This is a genomic window from Pseudomonas sp. BRG-100 (assembly GCF_000737955.1).
GTDB classification, from domain to species: domain Bacteria; phylum Pseudomonadota; class Gammaproteobacteria; order Pseudomonadales; family Pseudomonadaceae; genus Aquipseudomonas; species Aquipseudomonas synxantha_A.
The window spans coordinates 4,714,476-4,739,844 of record NZ_JPRX01000001.1; the positions used below are offsets into that span (position 1 = coordinate 4,714,476).

Genomic DNA, 25,369 nt, shown 5'->3' on the forward strand with positions numbered 1-25,369 from the left:
ACTGTGGGAGCTGGCTTGCCTGCGATAGCGGTGGGTCAGCTGACATCTCTTGCGCTGATACACCGCCATCGCAGGCAAGCCAGCTCCCACATGTTTAATCTGTGCTCAACTGGTTAATGGCGTTGACTAGCACGTCGATGTCCGCTGCCGATGTCACCAACCCTGGTGTCACCCGAATACAGGTGCCAAACGACGCACCCACACGCGTGGTGGTAAACAAGTCGTAGTCCCTGAGCATACGATCCACCATCACCTGCTGATCCCGCCCGAGGAACTTGAACGCGGTGATCCCGCAATACAGCCGCGGATCATCCGAGGTCAGCACTTCAATGCCCGGCAAGGGGCGCACCTGGTTTACCCACAGATCCCGCAGGTAATTGACCCGCGCCCCCTTGGCCGCGGCGCCACCCAATTGCCGATGTTCTTCAAACACCAACGGCAAGGTCATCAGCGCGGGAAAGTTCGGTGTGCTGTAGGACGTACGAGCGCGCACATCCGTGGCCGGGTAGTGAAACTCGCCCATGTCCGGGTCGATATCGGCCAGGCGCTCGGGGGCGATATATAAAAAGCCCAGGGTCAGCGGTGCACCCATCCATTTGTGCAGGTTGAAGCCCGCGAATTGGATGCCCAGTTCAGCCAGGTTGAACTCGAACTGGCCCAGGGCGTGGGCGCCGTCGAGGATCACGTCGATATGCTGTTCGCGTGCGGCCTTGGCAATGGCCGCAACGGGCATCACCAGGCCGGTGCGGTGAGTGACATGCGTCAGGGCCATCAGTTTAAGACGCGGATACTGCGCGAACGCCTTGTTATACGTCTGCACCAGGCTGTCGAAACTGGCCGGGTGGGTGTGTGACACCTCGATCACCTCCACGCCGCGAACATCGGCAAGCCAGCGCATGGCGCCCTTGACCGTGTCGTACTCCAAATCGCTGATCAGCACCTGGTCGCCGGGTTGCAGGCGGTTGTAGTTGCGGATCAGCGACTGTAAGGCTTCGGTAGCGTTGCGCGTGAAGGCGATCGACTCGGGGTCGACGTCAATCAATGCCGCCAGCGTGCGGCGAATCTCGACGTTTTCACCTTGCTCGAAACGTTGGCGCACATGCACCGAGTTGCTGCGGTTGATAAAGCTGATGTGCTCAAGGTATTGCGCCTGCACTGCACGGCTCATACGCCCGAAGTAGCCGTTTTCCAGGTTGATCGGCCCGGGTTGCAGGTCATAGCACTGGGCGATGGTGTGCCAGTGGCGTTCGTTGTCGGCATTCCTTGGCATGGCGAGTCTCTTAATGGCGGGGGGCGGGTTTGCCGTGTTTGGCCCGCAGTGGTTCGAGCAGTTCGGCCAGGCCGTTGTGGTCGATTTCCTGCATCAAGGCCAGCAGACCGCCCAATTCGCCGTGGGGGAAACCTTCACGGGCAAACCAGTTCAGGTAGGGGCCAGGCAGGTCGGCGATGATCCGGCCCTTGTATTTGCCGAAGGGCATTTCGCGGGTGATCAGCAGTTCGAGTTTTTCAGGATTCATGAGCTTCGCGGGATTGAGGCGAGGTCTTCGAAAATACAGGCATTCTGCATGAAGGCCAAATGACAGATCATGCAAATAACGCACATACAGATGGTTCAATATTTCATAAGTTATTGAAATTAAAGGATAAGTTAATTCTTAAAAACCTGGCACGGGCGCTGCAATAACCAAGACACCCTTCTAACCCGTACAAGGAATTGAAAAATGACTGACATCAATAAAGAATCGATCTCCGTACTGAACGACCTGATCGAAACCAGCATCGACGGCCAAAAGGGTTTCAAGGAATGCGCTGAAGATATCAAGCATCCGGAACTCAAGGCTCTGTTTGCCAAGCGCTCTGCTGATTGCGCCACTGCCGCCGCTGAATTGAAAACCGCCGTGCGTGCCCTGGGTGGCGATCCGGAAGATTCCGGCAGCGTAGCAGGTGCTCTGCACCGTGGCTGGGTCGACGTGAAGTCGATGGTCACTGGCAAGGATGAAGAAGCGGTACTGAACGAAGCCGAGCGCGGTGAAGACCACGCACTGAAGGCTTACCGTGAAGCGATCGAGAAGATCAACAAGCACAACCTGCTGGGCATTCGTGACCTGGTGGAGCGTCAGTACCACGGCGTACAGCGCAACCACGACCAGGTAAAAGCCCTGCGTAACCAGGCTCGTGCTCAGTCGTAAGACCTGCACTGTAGCAACTGTGGGAGGGGGCTTGCTCCCGATGGCGGTGAATCAGTCGACCTATTCAGTGACTGACTCACCGCCATCGGGGGCAAGCCCCCTCCCACATTTTGCATTGAGTGACTTTTAAGGTTGCGCTTAGCCTCAGCCGATGCTGATCGGCGGCAACTCTGTCAGGGTCACAACCTGTTGCTTGCGCGGCGCGAGGATCTCTGCCTCGCCATCCACCACCAGCTCATCACGCTGGTTGAACACCCGCGTGGCAATGCGCACACGGAACTTCGGCAGCTTTTCGAGAATTTCCAAACGCACGGTAAGGGTATCGCCAATCTTGACCGGCTTCTGGAAGGTCATTTGCTGGCCGATGTAGATAGTGCCCGGCCCAGGCAGCTCGCAGGCTACGGCCGCACTGATCAGCGCACCGCTGAACATGCCGTGGGCAATGCGCTCCTTGAACATGGTTGCCTTGGCGTATTCGGCATCCAGGTGCACCGGGTTGTGGTCGCCGGACATGGCGGCAAACAACTGGATATCACGCTCTTCGACGGTCTTGCTGAAGCTGGCGGTCTGGCCCACTTCGAGCGCCTCGTACGGGGTGTTGGTTACCTGGGTCATCTAAAGGTGCATCCTGTGGCTTATCGGTAATTAATCGGCTGATTTTAAAGCAAAAACTATTCGCAGCGGGCTGGCCTGCGCAACGTCAGCGCCTGTTCCAGCCAGCTCAGAAGGTCGGCGGTGACTTCATCACGGTTGGTTTCGTTGAATACTTCATGCCGCGCCTGCGGGTAGAGGTTCAATTGTATGTTCTGGCAGCCGGCCTCACGCAGGGCATGGGCCAGGTCCTTGAGACGCTTGCCTTCACTTACCGGATCACATTCGCCGCCCATCACCAGGATCGGCAAGCCCGGGTCGATCTGCGCGAGATTGGACGCTTTGCTGATTTGCTGCAAGCCGCCCAGCAGGTCGATCCACAACTGGTTGGTGCAGCGAAAACCGCAGAGCGGGTCGCTGATGTACTTGTCGACTTCGTCCGGGTCGCGGCTCAGCCAGTCGCAGGCGGTGCGATTGGGTTTGAACGCTTTGTTGAACGAGCCGAATGACAGGAACTCGATCAACGCACTGCGGCCGCGCAACCCCTGGCGCATGCGTTCGATACGTGCGATCAGCCGTGCCGCGCTATACAACGCTACCGGCTGGAAATTCGAACCGCTGAGAATCGCGCCATGCAGGCTGGCGCTGTGGTGCAGCAAATAGCCCTGGGCGATGTAGCTGCCCATGCTGTGGCCGAGCAAAATAATCGGCAGGCCCGGTTTTTGCTGGCCGATATGCTGGTTGAGGCTGGCCAGGTCGCCGACCACTTTGTTCCAGCCATCCTTTTCAGCGTACAGCCCCAGGGTGCCCTCATCGGCAGTACGCCCATGACCGCGCTGGTCCAGCGCATACACCCCGTAGCCGGCGCTGCACAAGGCGTCGGCCAGGCGAGCATAACGACCACTGTGTTCGGCCATGCCGTGGGAGAGCATCACCACCGCCTTGGGCGGGGTGTCTGGCAGCCATTGATTGACGTACAGGCGGCTGTGGTCATTCGCGGTCAGCCAGAAGGTGCTGTGGGTCATGGCGGCTTCCTTTGCTCAGGGTCGTTGCAGTGTATAGCTCATTCGCAGAGTTGAGGGGTATCTGCCTACACGTTAGACGCAAGATTCATACAATCAATGACACGATTTAGCGTATTTGCCTGTTTGCTCATAGCTGCTAACGTCCCCAAAGCTCCGCTTTTTATAAACGCTTAAAGCGGCCGGACATACTCAGGTAAGAGGACAAGAATAATGCAACCTGATTTCTGGAATGACAAACGCGCAGCGGGCGTTCCCAATGACATCGACCTCACAACCTACAAGTCGGTGATCGAAGTTTTCGAGCGTTCCTGCAAGACCTTTGCCGACCGTCCGGCGTTCAGCAACATGGGCATTACCCTGACCTACGCCGAGCTTGAACGCCAGAGTGCGGCGTTCGCCGGTTACCTTCAACAGCACACCGACCTCAAGCCTGGCGAGCGCATCGCGGTGCAAATGCCTAATGTGCTGCATTATCCGGTTGCGGTATTCGGCGCATTGCGCGCCGGGCTGATCGTGGTCAATACCAACCCGCTGTACACCCCCCGCGAGATGCGCCACCAGTTCAAGGACGCAGGTGTGCGGGCGCTGGTGTACCTCAACCTGTTCGGTTCGCGGGTGCAGGAGGTCTGCACCGACACCGAGATCGACTACTTGATCGAAGCCAGGATGGGCGACTTCATGCCCGCCGCCAAAGGCTGGCTGGTCAACACCGTGGTCGACAAGGTGAAGAAGATGGTCCCGGCCTACCACCTGCCACGGGCTGTGTCGTTCAAGCGTGCGTTGCGCATGGGCGCGGGCCTTGGGGTGACGCGCCATCCGGTAACCCTGGACGATATTGCCGTGCTGCAATACACCGGCGGCACCACCGGCCTGGCCAAGGGCGCGATGCTCACCCATGGCAACCTGGTGGCGAACATGCAGCAGGTGCGGGCGTGCATGTCGCAACTGGGTGAAGACGGCCACCCGCTGATCAAGGAAGGGCAGGAGGTCATGATCGCACCGCTGCCGCTGTACCATATCTATGCATTCACGGCGAACTGCATGTGCATGATGGTGTCCGGCAACCACAACGTGCTGATCACCAACCCACGGGACATTGGCGGCTTTATCAAGGAGCTCAAGCAGTGGCGCTTCACCGGGCTGCTGGGGCTCAACACCCTGTTTGTGGCGTTGATGGATCACCCGGATTTCAAGAGCCTGGATTTCTCCCATCTCAAGATCACCAACTCCGGCGGCACAGCTCTGGTCAAGGCCACGGCGGAACGGTGGAAGGCGCTGACCGGTTGCTCCATCGGCGAAGGCTACGGCCTCACCGAAACTTCACCGGTGGCCAGCACCAACCCGTACGGCGGCCTGTCGCGCCTGGGGACCGTGGGCATTCCGGTGCCGGGCACCGCCATGAAAGTGGTTGATGATCAAGGGCACGAACTGCCGTTGGGTGAGCGCGGCGAGTTATGCATCCAGGGCCCGCAGGTGATGAAGGGGTACTGGCAGCAACCCCAGGCCACCGCCGAAACCCTGGACGCTGAAGGCTGGCTCAAGACCGGTGACATTGCCGTGATCGACACCGACGGCTATGTCAGCATTGTTGATCGCAAGAAAGACCTGATTATCGTCTCCGGCTTCAATGTCTATCCCAACGAAATCGAAGATGTGGTGATGGCCCACCCGGCCGTAGCCAGCTGCGCGGTGATCGGCGTGCCGGACGAGCGCACGGGGGAGGCGGTGAAGCTGTTCGTGGTAGCGCGGGCCCAAGGGGTGAGCCTTGAGGAGCTGAAGGCGTACTGCAAGGCCAACTTCACGGGGTACAAGGTGCCCAAGCACATTGTGCTGAGGGAGTCTTTGCCGATGACGCCGGTGGGGAAAATTCTGCGGCGCGAGCTTCGCGACATCGCCTGAATTGAAATAGGGTCAAAATGTGGGAGGGGGCTTGCTCCCGATAGCAGTGTGTCAGTCAACAGAGTCTTTGGCTGATCCACCGCTATCGGGAGCAAGCCCCCTCCCACATTTGTTATCCGTCGCCCAGGAAAGCCCATTCCAGAGCGTATTTCATTGATATAGAATTTTTGCTCTAAAAGTGACCATTGGATATTCTTGAGTCATGTTTATGACTGTAGGGCCCTCTTTTGGCTCTAGGCGGCCCTCGGCAAAGCTGCTACTCTCGGCGCGCTTTGTGACGTCTCGGCCTGCTTGAAAGCGCCAGATTCACCTAAAAACATACACCAATAATAATCGCATCAAATGCGATGATGAATTCGCGTCGCTGAGGAGTGGGCTTCCATGAATGAAGACTTTTGGAAGGATAAGTACCCCGCCGGGATTGCTGCACAGATCAATCCAGACGAGTATCCGAATATTCAGGCGGTACTGAAGCAGTCCTGCCAGCGCTTCGCCAACAAACCGGCTTTCAGCAACCTGGGCAAGACCATCACCTACGGTGAACTCTACGAATTGTCCGGGGCATTTGCCGCGTATCTGCAACAGCATACCGACTTGAAGCCTGGCGATCGAATCGCCGTGCAACTGCCCAACGTCCTGCAATACCCGGTCGCCGTGTTCGGCGCCATTCGTGCCGGCCTGATCGTGGTCAACACCAACCCGCTGTACACCGCGCGGGAAATGGAACATCAATTCAATGATTCCGGGGCCAAGGCCCTGGTTTGCCTGGCCAACATGGCGCACCTGGCTGAAAAAGTCGTGCCCAAGACCGCCGTCAAGCATGTGATCGTCACTGAAGTCGCCGACCTGCTGTCGCCGTTCAAGCGCCTGCTGGTCAACAGCGTGATCAAGTACGTGAAGAAGATGGTCCCGGCCTATCACTTGCCCCAGGCCATCACGTTCAATAACGTGCTTGCCAAGGGCCATGGCCAGCCGGTGAATGATGTCAGCCCGGCCAGCAGCGATGTGGCGGTGTTGCAATATACCGGCGGTACCACCGGTGTGGCCAAGGGCGCGATGCTGACCCACCGCAACCTCGTCGCCAACATGCTGCAATGCAAGGCGTTGATGGGGTCCAACCTCAACGAAGGCTGCGAGATCCTGATCACACCGCTGCCGCTGTACCACATCTATGCCTTCACCTTTCACTGCATGGCGATGATGCTGATCGGCAACCACAACATCCTGATCAGCAACCCGCGTGACCTGCCGGCGATGGTCAAGGAACTGTCGAAGTGGAAGTTCAGCGGGTTCGTCGGCTTGAATACCCTGTTCGTGGCGCTGTGCAACAACGAAGCCTTCCGCAAACTCGATTTCTCCGCGCTCAAAGTCACCCTGTCGGGCGGCATGGCCCTGCAATTGGCGGCCGCCGAGCGTTGGAAGGCCGTGACCGGCTGTGGTATCTGCGAAGGCTACGGCATGACCGAAACCAGCCCGGTGGCCACGGTGAACCCGATCCAGCATATCCAGATCGGCACCATTGGCATTCCGGTACCGTCCACAGTGTGTAAAGTCATCGCCGACGACGGTACCGAGTTGGCGCTGGGTGAAACCGGCGAGCTGTGCGTCAAGGGCCCGCAAGTCATGAAGGGCTACTGGCAGCGCGAAGACGCCACCGCCGAGATGCTCGACAGCGAAGGTTGGCTGAAAACCGGTGACATCGCGATCATCCAGCCAGACGGCTATATGCGCATTGTCGACCGCAAGAAAGACATGATTCTGGTCTCCGGCTTCAACGTCTACCCCAACGAACTGGAAGACGTACTGGCAGGCCTGCCGGGCGTGTTGCAGTGCGCAGCCATCGGTGTGCCGGACGAGAAGTCCGGAGAGCACATCAAGATCTTCATCGTGGTCAAGCCAGGCGCCACCCTCACCAAGGACCAGGTGATGGAGCACATGCGCGCCAACGTCACCGGCTACAAGGTGCCCAAGGCTGTTGAGTTCCGTGATGCGTTGCCTACAACTAACGTCGGCAAGATTCTGCGGCGTGAATTGCGTGATGAAGAACTGAAAAAGCTGGGTGTGAAGAAATAGCCCGGTAAAGCGTGAATTGAAAAGTACCCCTCGCTGAGGGGTATTTTTTTGCCTCTGGCGCGGCGTAATGCCCGGCTTGTCACTCCACGGGCTTGTGTGATATCGACTAATAACGACGCACGCTCGCTAAATACGCGACGCTTGCAAGTTGACGGCTGATCGAGGAGTGATGATGGACTTAGGGATTAGAGGTAAATGGGCTGTCGTCTGCGCTGCCAGTAAAGGGTTGGGTTATAGCTGTGCCCAGGCGCTTGCGGACGAGGGGGTAAACATCGTGATTAACGCACGGGGCGCGCCTGACTTAGAGGCTGCCGCACAGCGTTTGAAACTCAGAAACCCTGAGGGAGAAGTCATCACGGTGGTAGGTGATATTACTGACCCTTCGATTCGCCAGGCATTGGTCGATGCTGCCCCGCAAGTTGATATATTGATCAATAATGCCGGGGGGCCCAAGCCTGGGAACTTTCGTGAGTGGACCGATCAAGAGTGGCGTGCAGCAATTGATACCAATATGTTGGCACCTATCGAACTCATCAAGTCAGTGATCGATTCCATGGCAGGTCGAGGCTTCGGCCGGATAATCAATATAACTTCCGGCGCGGTTAAAGCGCCCCTGGATGCATTGGGGCTTTCAACCTCAGTCCGATGTGGGCTTACCGGTTTTGTGGCGGGCTTGGCGCGTCAGAAAGACTTCGCGTCGAGAAACACCACGATCAATAATATTCTCCCCGGTGCGTTCAAAACCGAGCGATTGGAAAATACCTTTCAAGTGGCGACAGAGCGTTCAGGAAAAACAGTGAACGCTATGGCTGAAAGTCGACTGGCAACCATTCCGGCGGGGCGCTTTGGTGACCCGGCTGAGTTCGCTGCATTGTGCGCTTTTTTATGCAGTCATCAGGCTGCCTATGTGACCGGTCAGAACATCCTTATCGATGGCGGCGCCTACCCGGGTATCTTCTAATGGATAGCCAAAGATGTCGTTGTGCCATATGAAATAGTAGAGTTTTTAAAATTTAAACCGCCAGCGATGGCGGTTTTTTTATGGGTTTTGCTTTTTCTTGTGTGCCGTAACGGACTGAAGTAAAACGAAAAAATTCAATGAGTCATAGATTGGATCCAATCTTATTCCATTTTGTTATTTGAAACGCGTTAAACCCTAGGATAGGTTTTTAGTGGTTGTAACAAGATATTTCTGTCGCGTCGGTGAGCGTAATGCCCGCTCGCCGATCACATTGGATCTACTGTCTTAGGGAGCAATGCATGTCGACCCAAAAACGCTTGAAAGTCTTTCCTACCTCATCGATCGGCACTATCGCCACCATCCCGTCCTCAAAACCTGAAACACAACGGGCAATTATTGCCGCCAGCCTCGCCTCGGGAACTTCTTATATTTACAACGACCTTCGTTGCCTTGAAACCGAAACAATGAAAAAGGCATGTCGTAGTATTGGTGCAATTATTGAGGAGCAACCAGGCAGATTAGTGGTAACTGGCACAGGCGGCTTGATCAAGCCCGAAAAGAAGGTGATCGACGCTCTAGGCTCCGGGTTGGTATTTCGAGTGTTTGCTGCGTTGACGTGCTTTACAACGACGCCGGCGGTTATTACCGGTGATGAAGTTCTGCGGGGGCGTGTCATGGAGCCTTTGTTTGTCGCCCTGGAAGGGCTGGGGGCCCATATTTCATGCATCAACCACAGTGGCAAGGCCCCGATTGTGAACTGGGGGGGTTATAAAGGGGGAGAGTGTACGATTGAGGGCAATATCAGCTCGCAATTCATCACTGCGATTCTGTTCTGCGCCCCCCTCGCCAAACAACCTACGGTGGTGAATATCCGCGGTGAAATTCTGTCGCTTTCGTATATCAAGCAGACTTTGGAAACCCTCAGCACCGCGGGGATCAGCTATGAGGTGAACGCTGACTATTCACAAATTACGGTGTATCCCGGCCACTATCGCAGCGCGAACTATACGATCGTCGGTGACTACACCTCATCGTCCTATTTGATCGCGGCCGGCATCATCTTTCCGGGCGAGTTGACGCTCAAGAACATGAACAGCAAGAGTTTGCAGGGCGAGCGTGCGATTCTCAAAGTGGCCGAGGCGCTGGGCGTCAATGTTGAGTTCAATGACGCTGCCAATGAAGTACGCATTGTTAATAAGTTGGCTGAGTTAAAAGGCAAGTATCATTTCGATGCGAGTGATTACCCCAATATTGTGCCGACACTGGCGGCGATCGGTGCTTATGTGCAGGGTGAGTTCAAAGTGACCGGCGGCTCCATTACGCGCTTGCACAAGTCGCCACGCATTGAGGCGATGGTGACCGAGCTGGTGAAAATGGGTGTGGACATACAGCCGTTGTTTAAAAACGGCGTCTACGATGGCTTCGTTATTCGTGGTGAACCGAGTTACGCCGGTGATGCAGTGTTGTCAGCCTGGGGTGACCATCGAATTTTCATGTCATTGTTTGTGGCTTCCTTGCGGTGCCAACAGCTTAATGAGTTGGATGGTTATCAGGACGTTCATTGTTCCTTTCCGGATTTCTTCCAGGAGTTTGAACGTCTGGGCGTGTCGTTTGAAGAAAGCTCGACAGCTGCCAAGCATGTTGAAGTCTGACTTTTTATCTTTGAATTAAAGGGAGGGTGGCCTGGGTCACCCTCTATATAACGGATTATAGATCATGAACTTTCGAGAAAAGCTTGAGCGGGATGGGTACGTCGTTATTCCAGGAGTACTCTGCAGCGAGCAGGTGGAAAAGTTGCGTAAAACGTATGTCCATAGTTTGGCAGAGACCGAGCAGAGCACGCTGTTGCCAACGGCGTTTCTGCAATTTAGTGATATGGTCAATGCACTGCTCCATCCTGGTGCTATTCAGGCGATAAAGGATATTTTTCAGTCGGATTTTTCGCTGTTACCGAATTTTACGGTGCGCGAGAGCGTTTATATACCATGGCACAATGATGCGTACTTTCTTCCCGACGAAGTGATTTCGCCTAGCGCATTTCCCGAATTCTTACAGTGTGCTTATTATCTTCAAGATAATGATCCTGTGTCGGGCGGCGGCATCACCTTACTGCCGGGATCGCACAAGCTCAGTAAAGATGAAGTCAAGATCAGGCTCGCCGAACCGGTAAAATTCGAGCGCACGATCATGAGTAAGGCCGGCGATCTGGTTATTTGGGATAATCGAGTAACTCATCGCAGCAGTGCGCCGGATCAGACGCCTGTGGAAACAAAGCTGGCCATTCAATGGACTGTTTCTGCTTCGACCAAACATAACGCATCCTACATTACCTACCTGCGTGCACGGGCTGAGCGCAGCCTGCATGTTTCGGACTATTTGCCCAACAGCCCCAAGCCATATTTTGCCGATATGCCCAATGTGCGCTACCCCTCTTCTTTTTCACAAGATGCCGTGTTGAAGATGAAGGGCGAGAACATAAAATTTATCGAGATCTGAACAGGGGATTTGCAATGGAATTGCAAAGTACTGGCGAAACCGGTGCACATTACATTCTTCGCCAACTTCAGTCTTTGGGGGTTACGCACTTCTTCATGGTGCCTGGCAAGTTGATCAATGCGTTTATGCGTTGTTATCCCAGTGATGGCTCTACAACGCTTGACATTGAACCGGTGGTTACAGCGTGTGAAACAGGCGCGTCCTATATGGCCGAAGGCTATGCGCGTGCCAGTGAAACATTCGGGGTGTGCCTGGTGATAGGCGGGCCGGGTGTTACCAACGCGCTGACCGGGATCGCTTCCGCTTACACGGACCACCAGTCGGTCTTGCTCTTGTCGGGCCAGATTGCGTCATCGCTGGAAATGCAAAACGTGCTGCAGGACGGGAGCCAAACCGGCGTGAATCTGTGTGATGTATTCAAACCCATCACCCGCAGTGCCCTCGAGGTCAAGGCAGGGCAACCCTTGTCGGCGTTTTTGCGCGAATCGGTGCGGTTGTTGAAAGGCCTGGAAAAAGGCCCGACCTACTTGGCCGTCAGCAAGGAAGCACTGTACGAGAAATCCACGAGCCGCGCCGATATCGCCGCCAACGTACTGGAGTCGTGGAGCAACCAAGCGCTTGCCGTTGAAAAGATCAAAAGCGCGGCGATCAAGGCCGTGTTCAAGCGCTCGACCAATCTCGTCATTCTCGCGGGGCTACGTTGCAAAAACTCCAAGGTTGGCGCTGCGCTCCTGGCATTTTCCGAGCGCTTTTCGATTCCGGTCGCGACCACCTTGAGCGCCAAAGGGCTGTTCCCGGAGGACCATCCAAACGCTTTGGGCGTTTACGGTTATTCGGGAAACAAGCGCGCTATCGAGGCGTTCAAGGGCGGTGTGGACGGTGTGATTCTCCTTGGGCTTGATACCACTCAATGGAGCACCATGCTCTGGTCCCATGAGCTAAGGCCTCAATTTGGCGCGATCCAGGTGGATGAGAACCCAGATTATCTGGGACGGTATCTTGATATTGATCACGGTGTGGTGGCGACGGGGGAGGGTTTCCTGAGGCTGGTCAGCGAGGTTCACGCACAAGAGCTGGAGGCCAGCCAGGAGAGTCGCTCCAGATGGTCGAATGATCTTCAACGGGTGCCGCTGCATTACCCGGTCGATGCCAAAGCTACGGGCAATCTTGCCGACCATCCCGCCGCCTATATCCCGGTGCTGCAAGCGTTTTTCCCCAGTGATGGCGTGGTGTGTGTCGATTCGGGCTCCCATCGATCCTTCTTCGGCCACTACTGGACCGCGCGGGGGGCGGCGGCCTATTTATCGGCAACCACATTAGGCCCGATGGGCTGGAGTATCCCGGCAGGCATCGGTGCAAGTTTCGCCCGCCCCGATGGCAAAACCATGGTGATTACCGGTGATGGCTGCATGCTGATGCAGGGCCTTGAGCTATCGACCGCCGCGAAACATGGGTTGAATATCGTCTTCGTCGTTTTCAATAACCGGTCCTATTCGGCAAGTTACTTCAATAACAAAGACAACTTAGCCGCGCTGACGCAAATTCCCGATTACAACTGGTGCCTGTTTGCCCAGAGCCTGGGCGTGAGCGCGACGTGCGTGGACTCCCCACAGGCCTTGCAAGATTGTATTGAAAGCATCATGAGCACCGCCGCACCTCATCTGATTGAAGTCAAATGCGACGGGCGACATACCACGCCCAATAGCGAATACGGCACACGCTTGAAAGACCATCCATTACTGTAAGGAGCCTGTCGTGAATTCTAGAATGGTGATCACCAACTCCTGCCTGATCCTGGTATTGGGGTTGTTTTCCATTGACTTGTACAACCCCGCCTTGCCGGAGATTGCACGGGTATTTTCGGTAACTGACGCGCAGTCCCAAAACCTGGTGGTCTTCTATCTGGCAGGCTTTGCACTGTCCCAGTTGGTGTATGGGCCGATCTCCGATAGAAAAGGGCGGGTACCGGTGATTATGGTCTCCCTTGCCCTCGGCGCCTTGGGCAATTACCTGACGTCGACGGCGGACAGTATTCAGGCGCTCTATCTGTTTCGTTTGTTAACAGGCATCGGTGCTGGCGGTTGCCCCGTGATAAGCCGGGCAATATTGAGCGATACGTTCAAAGATAAAACCGAGTTGTCCAAATCGCTGACGGTGTTCTCCATGGCGTCCCAGGTCTCGCCTGCGCTTGCGCCGGTACTGGGTGGTTTTATTACTGCTGCACTTCCTTGGCAATATAATTTCTACGCACTGACCCTGATCACGCTGCTCGGCGCCGTATTTATCAAGGCCACACTGGTTGAAACAGCTCCGCTGCAGGGCGTGCCTTCCAAACGGCTTGAGGGTTTCAAAGTACTGCTGCGCGACTTCAACTTCATGGTTTACAGCCTGGTCTCTGCGGTACTGTTTGCGATCACCATCGGCTACTTCACCGCGAGCCCATTCATCTATCAATTGCAGTTCCATCTGCAGAGCCAGGAAAACGGCCTGCTGTTCGTTGGCTACTCTGCGGGTATCGTCTTGGGTTCTTACCTGACCAAGCGGTTTTTGAATCGTTACTCGCCTGAGCGCATCCTGATGACGTCCCTGGTGGCGCTGACGGTGTTGGCGGCGCTCGCTCCGCTGGTTCTCCAGGCATTCAAGCTGGTCACGGCCCCGGCGTTGGTGGCGTATGGCTTTTTGGTCGCTCTCGGCTGTGGCCTGTCCTCACCCTTGTTGTTGGGGATCAGTCTGCATGGCCAGGCAAAACATGCCGGTACCGGGAGTGCGCTGCAAGGCGCGATCAAGATGGCGGGCGCGGCACTGGCGCTGTTCTTTTTCTCTGAGGGGCACACCAGCACCGCCATGGGGCTGATGATGGGGATTCTGGTCATGTCGCTGTTTTGCCTGTTTGCCATCGCCCTGGCTCAACGTATTGCCGGTCGGTCAGTGGCAACCGCCTGAAAGTGCGCGAGAGCGTGACTGTGGCACAGCAGTCACGCTCTCGCCGGTTAGGGGCGATGGTTACAGAGTGAACTGGGCAAAGCTCACGCCGGCACCCGCCGGGCGTACATCCTTGAGGAACGAGTCCTTGTCGGCGCTAAGTTCCAGGGTTATCTCCGGCTTGCGCTTGCCCGCATTGCGTACCACCAACCCTTCCAGCTTTTCGCGCAGAAACACAGTCGGCACCTTCAGGTGCAACAACTGGTCCGTCTCGGCGTTATGCATCAGCAGATGGATCCACTCGTACTGGCCCACGGCAATCCGCGCAACGGGCAGGTCGAACCACCAGATGTTGCGCTTGTGGTCCAGGTCGGTGAAATGGCAGTTGTTGACGCCGAGTACGGCACCGCCCAGTTCCTGGTTTCTGCGGGCGATAGCCTGTGCTTTATTGAGTTTCATAACCTTCCTACGGGATCTGTTATTCAGCGTTGCAGCCTGAATGTGCCGGGCATTCTCGTGGGTTGGCCGCAAAACATAAAGCCAAACCTGCGGCAGGCGATAAAATGCCTCGCGAAAATAATTGAAACTCTGCCGAAGCGCCCTGGGTCAACCTCTACGTAATGACCAAAACCCTCGATTGTTCCAGGAGAAATACCATGAGCAGCACATCGGATAAGGCAAAAGGTTTGGCGAACGAAGCGGTCGGCAACATCAAGCAGGGTGTCGGCAAAGTCACAGACAACGACAAGCTGCGTGCTGAAGGCGTGATCCAAGAGAAAAAAGGTGAAGCGCAGCAAGCAGTCGGGAAAACCAAGGACGCGGTGAAAAAAGCCACCGAATAAGGCGTTCTCCTGGGTTTGCCCAGCAGTATGGCGGCCATCCACGGATGGCCGTTTTTGTGTGAACTGTTGCAACTAAATTTTGGAAATTGTTTCAAAGTCGCCAAATGGGCTACTTTGATGTAGAAAACGGCCCCTGAGTCGCCCACGAACTCAACCTCTTTGCGGCGAAAGGAGACGCTATGATTTTTCCGGTACTCGATGGTCTCAAGCTGCACAAGGTGCTGATACGCACCGTCAAGGAATTCGTCGATGACGAGATGCCTACCTACGCTTCGGCACTGGCTTACCAGATGCTGTTCTCCTTGTTTCCCTTCCTACTTTTCCTGATTGCCCTGATCGGTTTCCTGCATCTGCCGGACTTCTTCACCTGGCTGCGCCTGCAGTCGGAGCTGGTGTTGCCGCCCCAGGCGCTGGAGCAGGTCAACCCGGTCATCGACCAGTTGCAACAGTCCAAGGGCGGCCTGCTTTCGGTTGGTATCGTCATCGCGCTGTGGACCGCCTCTGCGGGCGTACGCCTGATGATGAGTGCGATGAACGCGGCCTATGACGTCGTCGAAGGCCGGCCGATCTGGAAGCGCTTCCCCCTGTCGATTTTCTACACCGTCGGCATTGCCGGCATGTTGCTGGCCGCCGCTGCGCTGATGGTGCTTGGCCCGCAGGTCATGGAGTGGCTGGCCGGGCAGATCGGCATGCAGGAGTTCGTCGTCACCCTGTGGACCATCCTGCGCTGGCCATTGATCGTGATCCTGCTGATGTTCGCCGTGGCACTCATGTATTACGTGATGCCGGACGTCGAGCAGAAATTCCGCTTCATTACCCCAGGCTCGGTGTTGGCCGTGGTGGTGTGGATCGTGGCTTCCCTGGGCTTTGGTTATTACGTCAAGACCTTCGCCGACTACAACGCCATGTATGGCAGCATCGGCGCGATCATTGTCCTGCTCCTGTACTTCTATATTTCCGCCGCCGTGTTACTGCTGGGTGCGGAGATGAATGCCGTGATCGAACACATGTCGGCCGAAGGCAAGGACCCAGGTGAAAAGGAGTTTGACGAACCCGGTCACACCGATGAAAAAAAGCACGTCTCGGGCCTAGGCCGGGACCACTCCAAGCCCACTCCTGAAGAAGTGCCGCGATGATCCGTGAAATCCTGAAAATGGGCGACGAACGCCTGCTGCGTATCGCCCCACCGGTACCGCCGGAAATGTTCGACAGCCCCGAGTTGTGGCAACTGATCGACGACATGTTCCAGACCATGGAACACGTGGGCGGTGTTGGCCTGGCTGCACCGCAGATTGGTGTCGACCTGCAACTGGTGATTTTTGGTTTCGAGGCCAGCGAACGCTACCCGGAGGCGCCGCCTGTACCGCAGACCATCCTGATCAACCCGCTTATCACGCCCCTGAGCCCGGTGCTGGAAGAGGGCTTCGAAGGCTGCCTGTCGGTGCCGGGTTTGCGCGGCGCCGTGAACCGTTATCAACAGATCCGCTACGAAGGTTTCGACCCCAAGGGCGAGCCGATTGTGCGTTTTGCTGACGGCTTTCATGCACGGGTGGTGCAGCATGAGTGCGACCACTTGATCGGTCGGCTGTACCCGTCGCGGATCACTGATTTCAGCAAGTTCGGGTTTATCGAAGTGATGTTTCCGGAATTGGATCCGACAGCTGACGAATAAACACCAGGCTACCTGAGGTCCCAATGTGGGAGGGGGCTTGCTCCCGATAGCGGTGGACCGGTCGACATTTCAGCGACGGATACTCCGCCATCGGGAGCAAGCCCCCTCCCACATTTTTATCCGGCATCATTCAGGTGATTGAGAACCCCATCGCAATCATCGGCTTGTTCCGTTTGTAGCGCACCAACCGCTCGCTGAGGGACTGCGGCAGCAGCGTGTCCTGACTGAACCCCATACGCTGATACAACCCCTCCAGATCCGGATGGCACAGCAGCCACACCGTACCCTCCACTCCGGCTACCGCCTGCTCAATCAAGCGTGCCGCCAACCCCTGGCCGCGATAGGCCGGATCGACAAACACCCCCGTCAGCCACTGCCCACCCACCACCGGGCTCAAGCACAACCCAGCCACGATCTCGCCGTCGCGAGCTACCCACAAACGGCCGCCCTTGAGGGCCTTCATCGAAGAGTTGTGGCTGCGGTAAAACTTGTTCAACAGTGGCCACAGAGGCTCTGCCAGCGGTTCGATGTGCAGTTCGGGCATGGTCTTTGGGCCAGCGGGGTCAGGGCCGGGGATTATAAGCGCCTTCTGCCGGGCAATAGGTGGTATACCCAGTGCTACATCCCCTTAAGTTGAGCATGCATCATGGCCAAAGGTATGGATTCAAAGAAAGCCGCGAAGAAAAAACCGGCAAAGACCGCCGATGAAAAGCGTGCGGACAAGAAAGCCAAGAAGTCCGAGACTGGGCTGTTCGGTCACTGAGTTACAAGCTTAGAACCAAAGGATCTGCAAGATTGGCGCGTCTCGCGGCACAGAGTAGGAAACACCTGCTCTGAGCTGCCGATGGCCAACTACCTTGACCTGAGCCACCGCCGGGAAATTCAAGCCCTGGCTGCAAGTTTTACTGCGAAGACCGAATGGCCGACCTGGCTGCTGTTGCTCGGCGTGTATGCCGGCTGGTTCGGTGTGTTGTTTGCCAGCCACTGGCTGGGCCTGTGGTGCAGCACCTTGTTGCTGATCCCGTTGGTGACCCTCTGGCTGTCGCTGCAACACGAGTTGCTACACGGCCATCCCACCCGTTTGCCGTTGGTGAACAAACTGCTCGGTTACGCGCCGTTTGCCGTTTGGTACCCCTATACCCTGTATCGCGACAGCCACCTGTTGCATCATCACGACGAAGACCTGACCCTGCCCGGCATCGACCCGGAAAGCCGCTACCTTAACCAACAGCAGTGGGACGCCAGCTCGCGCTTGCAACGCAGCGTGCATTGGCTGACCAAGACCGTATTCGGTCGCTTGCTGCTGGCGGCACCCCTGGCCATCAGCCGCTTACTGCGCGATCAATGGCAACGCCTGCCAGAGGTTTGGCCGATGTGGCTGGCCCACGGCGCCGTGACCCTGTTGATGCTGGGTTTTATCGCCCATTACAGTGCCTTGCCGGTGTGGCATTACCTGCTGCTGGTGAGCGTGCCGGCCTTGTCCTTGGCGTCGATCCGTTCCTACTATGAACATCGCCCGCATCCGCGGCCGGAACAGCGCACGGTGCTCAACGAAGCGTACTGGCCCTGGCGCTGGCTGTTCCTCAACAACAACCTGCACCTGGTGCACCACGACCTGCCGAAACTACCCTGGTACCTGCTACCTACGGTATATCGCGCCCGTCGCGAACAGTGGCTCGCGCGCAGCGGTGGGTTCCTGGTGAAGGGCTACGGCCAGTTGATCGGCCGCCATGGCCTCAAGGCTATCGACAGCCCTCGGCACCCCTTTGCCTGAGAGATGCCCATGAGTGAGCACTATGCCGAGTTGCGCATGTATGTCGCCCCGGAGCCCATCGAGCAAGCCAATCAACAGTGGCTTGCGCGCATCCTTGAGCGCTTGGGCCTGCATCGGCGTAACGCCGACCACCTCGACTTGCCCGGCCTGTGGCTGGCGCCAGAATTGCTCGTCACCCAAACCTGCGGCTACCCGCTGATGACCCAACTGCGTGGCCAGGTTCGCGTCGTCGGTCGCCCCCGCTACGAGCTGCCCCATAGCAGCAATGGCGAACACTGCAGCCTGTTGCTGAGCCGCGTTGACAACCCACGTACTATCCTGGCGCAGTTCTACAACAGCCGCGGGGTGATCAACGGCCACGACTCCAACAGTGGCATGAACCTACTGCGCCACTGCCTGGCACCGTTGCAGCGCGACGGGCGTTTCTTCGCCAGCGTCGCCGTCAGCGGTGCCCACCGTGAGAGCCTGCGCTGGCTGCGTGAAGATCGCGCGGACCTTGCTGCCATCGACAGCGTGACCTACGACTACCTGGCGCGTTTCGTGCCCGAAGAGGTCGCGGGTTTGCGCATGGTTACCCGCAGCGCGCCGAGCCCGACCTTGCCCTATATCGGCCCGCCGGGCTTGAGCGATGTGCAGCTGAAGCAGGTCCGCGAAGCGATGAACCTGGCGTTGCAAGACCTGCCGCAGGTGGCGCAAACCCTTGGTGTGCAAGCCGTGCTCCCCGCTAGCGAAGACGACTATCAGGTGCTGTTGGATTACCAACGGCAAGCCGCCAGCCTTGGCTATACGTATATTCAATAAAGCTATATAAAAATGCATTTTAAATATTATTAAAGAATAAGAGGCCTTGCTAGGATCGCTCTACCGGAACACCGGACATAACGCGCACCCTACTCGACAGGAGCCACTATGTCCGGCGCCGACACCTCTCACCCCGCCTACGTGGGCGCACTGTTCCGCAGCCATTACGCCTGGTTGTGCAGCCGCTTGTATCGTCAACTCGATTCCCGTGCACATGCCGAAGACATCGCCGCCGACACCTTTGTCCAGCTCCTGAGCGCACTCGACGTCGCCCCGATCCGTCAGCCTCGCGCCTTGCTCACCACGATTGCCCAGCGCCTGATGTATCAGCTGTGGCGGCGACGTGACCTGGAGCGCGCCTATCTCGACGCCCTGGATAACGATGAAGCCTTTAGCGTGCCGTCCCCCGAAAACCTGGCCCAGACGTGCGAGGCGCTGCAGGCCGTCGACCAGTGGCTCGACGGCCTGCCGGCCAAGGTCAGGGCGACGTTCCTGTTGTCCCGACTCAATGGCCTGACGTACCCCGCGATCGCGGCCGAACTAGGAGTTTCCCAGCGCTCGGTCAGTGATTACATGGCCCGCGCCCTTAACGGCCGCCTGCGGTTGTGCCTGGAATGAACGCCACGCCTGACTCACTGCACACGGCCAATCCGCTCACGATCACGACCATGAGGCAACCCATGAAAAAACTGAAAAAACTACTAGGGGGTTCGCTGCTGGCGCTCACCGTCCTGGCCCAGCCTGCGCTCGCCGCCGAACCTCCCACCCTGCGCATCGGCTACCAGAAAAGCTCGGTGAGTATGGTGCTCGCCCGTGAGCACAAGCTCTTCGAAGCTGCGCTGCCCGGCACCCAGGTGCAATGGACCGAATTCCTCGGCGGCCCGCCGCTGATCGAGGCACTCAACGCCGGCAGCCTGGACATCGGCAATATCGGCGACATCCCGCCGATCTTTGCCCAGGCGGCAGGCATCGACTTGCAGTACTTTGCCGTCGAGCCCAACGACGGCAAGACCGAAGCCGTGCTGGTGCCCAAGGCCAGCACCGTGCAGAACGTCGCGGAGCTCAAGGGCAAGCGCGTGGCGTTGCTCAAGGGCTCCAGTGCACACAACCTGTTCCTCAAGAGCCTGCTGCGCGCCGGTTTGCAATGGAAGGACGTGAACGTGGTGTACCTGTCGCCTTCTGACGGCCGTGCGGCCTTCGAACAAGGCAAGGTCGATGCCTGGGTGGTCTGGGACCCGTACTACTCGGCCGCCGTAGTCGACGGCTCTGCTCGCGTGCTGGGTGATGGCCAGGGCCTTAACCCTGCCGGCAGTTTTTTTGTGGTCAACGGCCCGTTCGCCCAGCAACATCCCCAGGCCATCGCCACCATTATCCAGACCCTCGGCAAGGCGCAGCGACTATCACTCGACCAACCCGATGAAAGCATCGCATTGATGGCCGGCACCCTTGGCCTGCCACCGGCGGTGGTCAAAAGCTACTTCGAGCACCGCTCGCCCGCGCCGATCCGTCCGTTGCAGACGATCGACGTCGCCAATCAGCAGCGCACGGCGGACCTGTTTTTTGCCAACGGCCTGATCCCTAGAAAGGTCGACGTGCAGCAGATTGTCTTCAAGCCCGAATAAGCCCCTCTCATCGATTGAGCGCATTTCAGAACATGGGGTGCGCGCCGCCAGCGCCCGGTTGGCAATGCTGGCTGATTAGTGGCCTTGCATAGCGCCAACCCCTGTCTATGCTCACCCAGGACCGTTAATGATGCTTGGCCTATAAAGCGTTTTGAATGGTTATTTCCCCGTGAAGGTTTACCAACACAAGAATGGAATGCGCCGTTCAGGCGCCGGGACTCAAGGGTGATCTGACCATGTTCAACCGCCATCACAAATCCGACCTGCAAGAAATCCAGCGTTTTTCCTGTGCCCTCACCGAAGCCAATGCCAAGCTCGCAGCCATCAGCCGTTCCATGGCGATGATCGAGTTTGATCGCACAGGCGTGATCCTCGAAGCCAACGAAAATTTCTGCAAGAGCATGGGTTACAGCGTCGATGAGATCCGCGGTAAACATCACCGCATTTTCTGCGATGAGGCCTACACCCACACCGACGAATACAGCAAGTTGTGGCGTGACCTGGCGCGGGGCGAGGCGCTCAGTGGCACCTTCATGCGTTTGAACAAGCGCGGTGAAGAGGTATGGCTTGAAGCCAGCTACATGCCGGTGCTGGACAGCGACAACCAGGTACGCAGTGTGATCAAAGTGGCGTCGGATATTTCTGCACGGGTGCACCATGAACACGAAAACCAGAGCCTGATCGACGCCATTGGCCGTTCCATGGCGGTAATCGAGTTCACGCCCCAGGGCCAGATCCTGAATGCCAACGACAATTTCCTGCGCACCGTGCAGTACTCACGGGAGGAAATCATCGGCCAGCACCACAGCATGTTCTGTCATCGCAGTGAAGTGGAGTCGCCGGCCTACAAGGCATTCTGGGCCTCCCTCAATCGCGGCGAATACCACTCCCATCGCTTCGAGCGTAAAAACAAATACGGCAAGACCTTGTTTCTGGAGGCGTCCTACAACCCGATCTTCGATACCAATGGGCGCCTGTACAAAGTGGTGAAATTTGCCAGCGACATCACCGACCAGGTCACCACCCTGCGCACCGCCGCTGATTCGGCCCACGCCACCTCCGTACAAAACGACGCCTGCGCCCGCAAGGGCTCGCAGGTGGTGCAGCAAACGGTACAGATCATCGAGGCCATCTCCAGCGACTTGAACCAGGCTGCCCACAGCATCGATGCGGTCAACAAACAGTCCGACATCATCGGCGCCATCGTGCAGACCATCCGCAGCATTGCCGAACAAACCAATATGCTGGCGCTCAACGCCGCGATTGAAGCGGCGCGAGCCGGTGAGCATGGACGTGGGTTCGCAGTGGTGGCCGATGAAGTGCGCAGCCTCGCGGCCCGCACCAGCCAGGCGACGGTGGAGATAGTGGATGTGGTGCGCAAGAACCACGACCTGTCATTGAGTGCGGTGACGAGCATGCAGTCGAGCTTGAGCCGCACGGGGCTTGGGGTGGAACTGGCCAACGAAGCGGGGCAGGTGATTCTTGAAATTCAGGAAGGCTCGCGGCATGTGGTGGATGCAATCAGTCAGTTCAATTCGACGCTGCAACTGCAATAGTCGAAAACTCTGCTGATCCCATGTCAAAGGAGATCCAAATGTGGGAGGGGGCTTGCCCCCGATGACGGAGTGTCAGTCACTGCATTGGGTGACTGACCCAATGCCATCAGGGGCAAGCCCCTTCCCACATTGGTCTACTGTGCAGCTTAGATAGCAGCCAGGGTCTCTTTCACCGTCTGCGCCTGTGGGTCAACCGTCTTTGCTGCTACCTGCTGCTGTTGCTGCTGCTGAAGCCGCTCGGACACTTGCTTGGCAAAGGCGTTTTGCTCTTCCACCGGCAGGGCGTTCAGTTGCTCCAGGGTCAGGCCCCGTTCTTTGAGCAATTGATCGCGAATGCGCTCGGCCGGGGTCTTGGTCATGTAATCGGTGAACTCACTGCGGGCTGAGCCGGCGACGCTGGTCGCTGGCACATTGCTGTTCGACGCTGTGGCCTGCAACTGCACGCGAGTCTTGGCGAACGCCTCATCAATTCGATCGCCGGCCTTATCCAATGCCTTCTGCGCGACCGGTACCGTAACGTTCTGCTGCGCGGTCTGCAGGGCGCCGCTGTATAGCGCGCTGGCGGCGGCGTTGGCGGGGTCCATGTCGGGTCGCTTGATCTGTTGGACGGTCGACATGGCTTGGGTATTGTTGTTAACCAGCATGATCGGTCACCTGTGCAAATGGTCGGTGCCACAGCTGGAGCAAATAGCGTGCCGTGTGTGCAAACCCCAAGGTTTACTGAGAATGGCTTGGCTGCCGCGGCAAGCATGCTGCCGCAGGCGGCCAAGCATTGCCGTCAGTGGGCGATATTTTCCAGCGCGAGGTTACGCGTACGCGGCCCGAACCAGCTGATGGTAATCATCACGATCAGCATGCTGCTGGCGATAAACGCCAACACCCCTGGCGTGCCCAGGTGTTCGAGGATAAAGCCGATCAACAGGCTGCTGAACACCGTAGATAGGCGGCTGAACGAATAGCAGAACCCCACGGCCCGTGCGCGGATATTGGTGGTGAACAATTCGCTCTGGTACGAGTGATAACTGAAACTCAGCCAGGCATTGCAGAAGGTGATCATCACCCCGCAGAAAATCAGCCCCAGTGCGCTGGTTTGCAGGGCGAACAGGCTACCGAAAATCACCGCGCCCATGGCGGAACCGACAATCTGCCATTTGTTTTCAAAGCGGTTGGCCACCTTCACAAACAGCAACGGCCCCAGCGGGTAGGCGAGGGTGATGATAAAGGCGTACATCAAGCTGTGGGTCACGCTGACACCCTGGCCCGACAGCAGCGCCGGCAACCAATTGCCGAAGCCGAAAAAACCGATGGCCTGGAACACATGGAACACAATCAGCATCAAGGCGCGGCGACGGTAGGGCGGTTGCCAGATATCGGCAAAACGGCCGCTGCCTTGAACGCTGACGGCTTCGGGTTGCGGCTCATCCAAGGGCTTGCCGTGATCTTTCAGGCAGCGTGTTTCCAGGTTGTCCATGATCGCACCGGCTTCTTCGAAACGGCCCTTCTGTGCCAGCCAACGCGGCGATTCAGGCAGGCGCTTGCGCAATTGCCAGATAAACAGCGCAAACACCGCGCTGCTCAACACCACCCAGCGCCAGCCGGAGATGCCGAACGGCGCCTGGGGCACCAGCCACCACGACATCAAGGCCACGGCGGGCACCGACAGAAACTGAATGAAAAACGCAAAGGCAAACGCCGAACTGCGCATGCGCTTGGGCACCAGTTCCGAGAGGTAGGCATCGATAGTCACCAGTTCGATGCCCAGGCCGATGCCCACCACAAAGCGCATGCAGATGATGCCCAGGGCGGAGGTTTGAATACCCATCAGCACTGTGGCGACGGTGTACCAGATCAATGCAAAGGTGAAGATCGCCCGGCGCCCGTAGCGGTCGGCGATGGGGCTGAGCAGGCTGGCGCCGAGGAACAGGCCGAGGAAGGTTGCCGAGGCGAACGCAGCCTGGTCCGAGAAGCCAAACACGCCCTGGCTGCCGGTATTAAAAATGCCGTCGCTGATCAGGCCGGGGCTGATATAGGCGGTCTGGAACAGGTCATACAGCTCGAAAAAACCACCGATGGACAGCAGCGCCACCAGGCGCCAGACGGTGGACACGGCGGGCAGGCGATCGATGCGCGCGCTGATATGGGCGGCGCGGAGCGGGTCGATACCGTCGGTGGTGGATTGGGCGGGCATGGTGAAAACTCAGTAAGTGATGGGGATTTCAAATACCTGGAATGCATCATCCAGCGGTTGGTAGCCCAGCACACGTGTGGTTTCGCTCAAATCCAGACGCTTGAAGCGGTTGTTGGAGATGCCGTGGGCGATCAGGTGCTTCACGCCGACGGTTTCCACTGAGCGTTGCAGCAGTTGCACGGCATCCCGCGGGCTGAGCCACGCGCTGAGGTCGCGGGCGTTGTTCAGGTCGTGGGTTTCGGGGAATTCAAAAGCGCCGATGCGCAGGGCGATGGTCGACAGCGGCGTCTTGGCTGCGTAGTAGCCACACAACGCCTCGCCATAGCATTTGCTCACGCCATACATATTGGCGGGCATCACCGGCATACCGGGGGTGATCTGGCGATCCACCGGGTAGCCTTCGATGGTTTGCGCGCTGCTGGCAAATACCAGGCGCTGCACGCCGGCGGCCACGGCAGCTTCGAACAGGTAGGTGGTAGCGAGTATGTTGTTGGGCAGCAATTCGTTGAATGAGGCACTGGCGTGGGGGATACCCGACAGGTGCACGATTACGTCGATGCCTTCGAGCAGGGTCGCCAGGCTGGATTTATCGCTGAGGTCGGCGTGTACGAAACGGTGTCCACCCAGGTCGAAATCCGGCGCGATGCGGTCAGTGAGCGTGAAGCGGTAGCGGTCTTGCGAGGCCTGGAAAAATGTCTTGCCGATTCTGCCGCAGGCGCCGGTGAGTAGTACGTTGAGTCCGTTCACGTGGGGTCCCT

The 25,369-nt window shown here is 57.5% G+C and carries 24 protein-coding genes and 2 pseudogenes; 17 read left to right on the forward strand and 9 right to left on the reverse strand.

Going from position 1 to position 25,369, the window contains the following annotated elements:
- Positions 1-94: 94 nt before the first annotated feature.
- A complete protein-coding gene (locus JH25_RS06515; RefSeq protein WP_032879761.1) occupies positions 95-1,270 on the reverse strand; it encodes an aminotransferase class V-fold PLP-dependent enzyme in 1,176 nt (391 codons plus the stop codon).
- Positions 1,271-1,280: 10 nt separating this feature from the next.
- Positions 1,281-1,517, reverse strand: coding sequence for a DUF3820 family protein (locus JH25_RS06510; RefSeq protein ID WP_005790761.1), 237 nt, complete (start codon positions 1,515-1,517; stop codon positions 1,281-1,283).
- Positions 1,518-1,721: 204 nt separating this feature from the next.
- On the opposite strand from JH25_RS06510, the gene JH25_RS06505 reads away from it, so the two are divergent.
- Complete coding sequence (locus JH25_RS06505; RefSeq protein ID WP_003175720.1) at positions 1,722-2,189, forward strand: ferritin-like domain-containing protein; 468 nt, start codon at positions 1,722-1,724, stop codon at positions 2,187-2,189.
- A gap of 144 nt (positions 2,190-2,333) precedes the next feature.
- Here the strand turns inward: JH25_RS06505 and JH25_RS06500 are convergent, their stop codons facing one another.
- Complete coding sequence (locus tag JH25_RS06500; protein ID WP_003193747.1) at positions 2,334-2,804, reverse strand: MaoC family dehydratase; 471 nt, start codon at positions 2,802-2,804, stop codon at positions 2,334-2,336.
- Between the two features lie 56 nt (positions 2,805-2,860).
- Positions 2,861-3,805 (reverse strand): alpha/beta hydrolase, encoded by a 945-nt coding sequence (locus JH25_RS06495; RefSeq protein WP_032879762.1) that lies wholly within the window; start codon positions 3,803-3,805, stop codon positions 2,861-2,863.
- A gap of 210 nt (positions 3,806-4,015) precedes the next feature.
- Here JH25_RS06495 and fadD2 point away from each other — a divergent pair, with 210 nt between their 5' ends.
- The 7 genes from fadD2 (at position 4,016) to JH25_RS06460 (ending at position 14,177) form a co-directional block, all read left to right on the forward strand.
- The gene (gene fadD2 / locus JH25_RS06490) at positions 4,016-5,704 is read left to right on the forward strand and encodes a long-chain-fatty-acid--CoA ligase FadD2 (RefSeq protein ID WP_032879763.1); all 1,689 of its coding nucleotides are present in this window, start codon (positions 4,016-4,018) and stop codon (positions 5,702-5,704) included.
- A 381-nt stretch (positions 5,705-6,085) separates the two neighbouring features.
- Positions 6,086-7,777 (forward strand): long-chain-fatty-acid--CoA ligase FadD1, encoded by a 1,692-nt coding sequence (fadD1, locus tag JH25_RS06485; RefSeq protein ID WP_032879764.1) that lies wholly within the window; start codon positions 6,086-6,088, stop codon positions 7,775-7,777.
- A gap of 172 nt (positions 7,778-7,949) precedes the next feature.
- The gene (locus JH25_RS06480; protein ID WP_032879765.1) at positions 7,950-8,738 is read left to right on the forward strand and encodes an SDR family oxidoreductase; all 789 of its coding nucleotides are present in this window, start codon (positions 7,950-7,952) and stop codon (positions 8,736-8,738) included.
- Positions 8,739-9,037: 299 nt separating this feature from the next.
- The gene (gene aroA / locus JH25_RS06475; RefSeq protein ID WP_032879766.1) at positions 9,038-10,390 is read left to right on the forward strand and encodes a 3-phosphoshikimate 1-carboxyvinyltransferase; all 1,353 of its coding nucleotides are present in this window, start codon (positions 9,038-9,040) and stop codon (positions 10,388-10,390) included.
- Between the two features lie 64 nt (positions 10,391-10,454).
- On the forward strand, positions 10,455-11,234 hold the full coding sequence (locus JH25_RS06470; RefSeq protein ID WP_032879768.1) for a phytanoyl-CoA dioxygenase family protein: 780 nt from the start codon (positions 10,455-10,457) through the stop codon (positions 11,232-11,234).
- 14 nt (positions 11,235-11,248) lie between these two features.
- On the forward strand, positions 11,249-12,979 hold the full coding sequence (locus JH25_RS06465; RefSeq protein WP_032879769.1) for a thiamine pyrophosphate-binding protein: 1,731 nt from the start codon (positions 11,249-11,251) through the stop codon (positions 12,977-12,979).
- Positions 12,980-12,989: 10 nt separating this feature from the next.
- Complete coding sequence (locus JH25_RS06460) at positions 12,990-14,177, forward strand: multidrug effflux MFS transporter (RefSeq protein WP_005790744.1); 1,188 nt, start codon at positions 12,990-12,992, stop codon at positions 14,175-14,177.
- 60 nt (positions 14,178-14,237) lie between these two features.
- On the opposite strand, the gene JH25_RS06455 is transcribed toward JH25_RS06460, so the two are convergent.
- Positions 14,238-14,615 (reverse strand): hypothetical protein, encoded by a 378-nt coding sequence (locus JH25_RS06455; protein ID WP_005790741.1) that lies wholly within the window; start codon positions 14,613-14,615, stop codon positions 14,238-14,240.
- A 197-nt stretch (positions 14,616-14,812) separates the two neighbouring features.
- Between JH25_RS06455 and JH25_RS06450 the strand changes: the two genes are divergently transcribed.
- From JH25_RS06450 to def, 3 genes are all read left to right on the forward strand, one after another.
- Positions 14,813-14,998, forward strand: a complete 186-nt coding sequence (locus JH25_RS06450; protein ID WP_032879770.1) for a CsbD family protein — start codon at positions 14,813-14,815, stop codon at positions 14,996-14,998.
- A gap of 179 nt (positions 14,999-15,177) precedes the next feature.
- The gene (locus JH25_RS06445; RefSeq protein ID WP_032879771.1) at positions 15,178-16,134 is read left to right on the forward strand and encodes a YihY/virulence factor BrkB family protein; all 957 of its coding nucleotides are present in this window, start codon (positions 15,178-15,180) and stop codon (positions 16,132-16,134) included.
- A complete protein-coding gene (gene def, locus JH25_RS06440) occupies positions 16,131-16,670 on the forward strand; it encodes a peptide deformylase (RefSeq protein ID WP_005790734.1) in 540 nt (179 codons plus the stop codon). The genes JH25_RS06445 and def overlap by 4 nt, the downstream gene beginning before the upstream one ends.
- A 130-nt stretch (positions 16,671-16,800) precedes the next feature.
- On the opposite strand, the gene JH25_RS06435 is transcribed toward def, so the two are convergent.
- Positions 16,801-17,214, reverse strand: a complete 414-nt coding sequence (locus JH25_RS06435; RefSeq protein WP_032879773.1) for a GNAT family N-acetyltransferase — start codon at positions 17,212-17,214, stop codon at positions 16,801-16,803.
- A 300-nt stretch (positions 17,215-17,514) separates the two neighbouring features.
- Here JH25_RS06435 and JH25_RS06430 point away from each other — a divergent pair, with 300 nt between their 5' ends.
- The 6 genes and pseudogenes from JH25_RS06430 to JH25_RS29440 form a co-directional block, all read left to right on the forward strand.
- On the forward strand, positions 17,515-18,444 hold the full coding sequence (locus tag JH25_RS06430; RefSeq protein ID WP_032879774.1) for a fatty acid desaturase: 930 nt from the start codon (positions 17,515-17,517) through the stop codon (positions 18,442-18,444).
- A 9-nt stretch (positions 18,445-18,453) separates the two neighbouring features.
- Complete coding sequence (locus tag JH25_RS06425) at positions 18,454-19,245, forward strand: phosphate/phosphite/phosphonate ABC transporter substrate-binding protein (protein ID WP_032879776.1); 792 nt, start codon at positions 18,454-18,456, stop codon at positions 19,243-19,245.
- 108 nt (positions 19,246-19,353) lie between these two features.
- On the forward strand, positions 19,354-19,863 hold the full coding sequence (locus tag JH25_RS06420) for a sigma-70 family RNA polymerase sigma factor (RefSeq protein ID WP_032879778.1): 510 nt from the start codon (positions 19,354-19,356) through the stop codon (positions 19,861-19,863).
- A gap of 62 nt (positions 19,864-19,925) precedes the next feature.
- Positions 19,926-20,867, forward strand: a complete 942-nt coding sequence (locus JH25_RS06415) for an aliphatic sulfonate ABC transporter substrate-binding protein (protein ID WP_078822145.1) — start codon at positions 19,926-19,928, stop codon at positions 20,865-20,867.
- Between the two features lie 236 nt (positions 20,868-21,103).
- Positions 21,104-21,880 (forward strand): annotated as a pseudogene (locus JH25_RS29435) (PAS domain-containing protein); the annotation flags it as partial.
- 117 nt (positions 21,881-21,997) lie between these two features.
- Positions 21,998-22,423 (forward strand): annotated as a pseudogene (locus tag JH25_RS29440) (methyl-accepting chemotaxis protein); the annotation flags it as partial.
- Between the two features lie 146 nt (positions 22,424-22,569).
- Here the strand turns inward: JH25_RS29440 and JH25_RS06405 are convergent.
- The 3 genes from JH25_RS06405 to JH25_RS06395 all read right to left on the reverse strand — a co-directional run bounded on the left by JH25_RS06405 (position 22,570) and on the right by JH25_RS06395 (position 25,358).
- Positions 22,570-23,067 (reverse strand): hypothetical protein, encoded by a 498-nt coding sequence (locus JH25_RS06405; protein ID WP_032879779.1) that lies wholly within the window; start codon positions 23,065-23,067, stop codon positions 22,570-22,572.
- A gap of 134 nt (positions 23,068-23,201) precedes the next feature.
- Positions 23,202-24,611: an MFS transporter gene (locus JH25_RS06400; protein ID WP_032879780.1), complete on the reverse strand. Its 1,410-nt coding sequence runs from the start codon at positions 24,609-24,611 to the stop codon at positions 23,202-23,204.
- A gap of 9 nt (positions 24,612-24,620) precedes the next feature.
- Entirely contained in the window at positions 24,621-25,358 is a 738-nt protein-coding gene (locus tag JH25_RS06395; protein ID WP_032879781.1) for an NAD-dependent epimerase/dehydratase family protein, read from the reverse strand.
- Positions 25,359-25,369: the final 11 nt, after the last annotated feature.

Excerpts from the sequence above, each read along its gene's own strand:
- JH25_RS06515 (WP_032879761.1), bottom strand. The coding sequence starts at position 1,270 with ATGCCAAGGAATGCCGACAACGAACGCCACTGGCACACCATCGCCCAG.
- JH25_RS06510 (WP_005790761.1), bottom strand. The coding sequence starts at position 1,517 with ATGAATCCTGAAAAACTCGAACTGCTGATCACCCGCGAAATGCCCTTC.
- JH25_RS06505 (WP_003175720.1), top strand. The coding sequence starts at position 1,722 with ATGACTGACATCAATAAAGAATCGATCTCCGTACTGAACGACCTGATC.
- JH25_RS06500 (WP_003193747.1), bottom strand. The coding sequence starts at position 2,804 with ATGACCCAGGTAACCAACACCCCGTACGAGGCGCTCGAAGTGGGCCAG.
- JH25_RS06495 (WP_032879762.1), bottom strand. The coding sequence starts at position 3,805 with ATGACCCACAGCACCTTCTGGCTGACCGCGAATGACCACAGCCGCCTG.
- fadD2 (WP_032879763.1), top strand. The coding sequence starts at position 4,016 with ATGCAACCTGATTTCTGGAATGACAAACGCGCAGCGGGCGTTCCCAAT.
- fadD1 (WP_032879764.1), top strand. The coding sequence starts at position 6,086 with ATGAATGAAGACTTTTGGAAGGATAAGTACCCCGCCGGGATTGCTGCA.
- JH25_RS06480 (WP_032879765.1), top strand. The coding sequence starts at position 7,950 with ATGGACTTAGGGATTAGAGGTAAATGGGCTGTCGTCTGCGCTGCCAGT.
- aroA (WP_032879766.1), top strand. The coding sequence starts at position 9,038 with ATGTCGACCCAAAAACGCTTGAAAGTCTTTCCTACCTCATCGATCGGC.
- JH25_RS06470 (WP_032879768.1), top strand. The coding sequence starts at position 10,455 with ATGAACTTTCGAGAAAAGCTTGAGCGGGATGGGTACGTCGTTATTCCA.
- JH25_RS06465 (WP_032879769.1), top strand. The coding sequence starts at position 11,249 with ATGGAATTGCAAAGTACTGGCGAAACCGGTGCACATTACATTCTTCGC.
- JH25_RS06455 (WP_005790741.1), bottom strand. The coding sequence starts at position 14,615 with ATGAAACTCAATAAAGCACAGGCTATCGCCCGCAGAAACCAGGAACTG.
- JH25_RS06450 (WP_032879770.1), top strand. The coding sequence starts at position 14,813 with ATGAGCAGCACATCGGATAAGGCAAAAGGTTTGGCGAACGAAGCGGTC.
- JH25_RS06445 (WP_032879771.1), top strand. The coding sequence starts at position 15,178 with ATGATTTTTCCGGTACTCGATGGTCTCAAGCTGCACAAGGTGCTGATA.
- def (WP_005790734.1), top strand. The coding sequence starts at position 16,131 with ATGATCCGTGAAATCCTGAAAATGGGCGACGAACGCCTGCTGCGTATC.
- JH25_RS06435 (WP_032879773.1), bottom strand. The coding sequence starts at position 17,214 with ATGCCCGAACTGCACATCGAACCGCTGGCAGAGCCTCTGTGGCCACTG.
- JH25_RS06430 (WP_032879774.1), top strand. The coding sequence starts at position 17,515 with ATGGCCAACTACCTTGACCTGAGCCACCGCCGGGAAATTCAAGCCCTG.
- JH25_RS06425 (WP_032879776.1), top strand. The coding sequence starts at position 18,454 with ATGAGTGAGCACTATGCCGAGTTGCGCATGTATGTCGCCCCGGAGCCC.
- JH25_RS06420 (WP_032879778.1), top strand. The coding sequence starts at position 19,354 with ATGTCCGGCGCCGACACCTCTCACCCCGCCTACGTGGGCGCACTGTTC.
- JH25_RS06415 (WP_078822145.1), top strand. The coding sequence starts at position 19,926 with ATGAAAAAACTGAAAAAACTACTAGGGGGTTCGCTGCTGGCGCTCACC.
- JH25_RS06405 (WP_032879779.1), bottom strand. The coding sequence starts at position 23,067 with ATGCTGGTTAACAACAATACCCAAGCCATGTCGACCGTCCAACAGATC.
- JH25_RS06400 (WP_032879780.1), bottom strand. The coding sequence starts at position 24,611 with ATGCCCGCCCAATCCACCACCGACGGTATCGACCCGCTCCGCGCCGCC.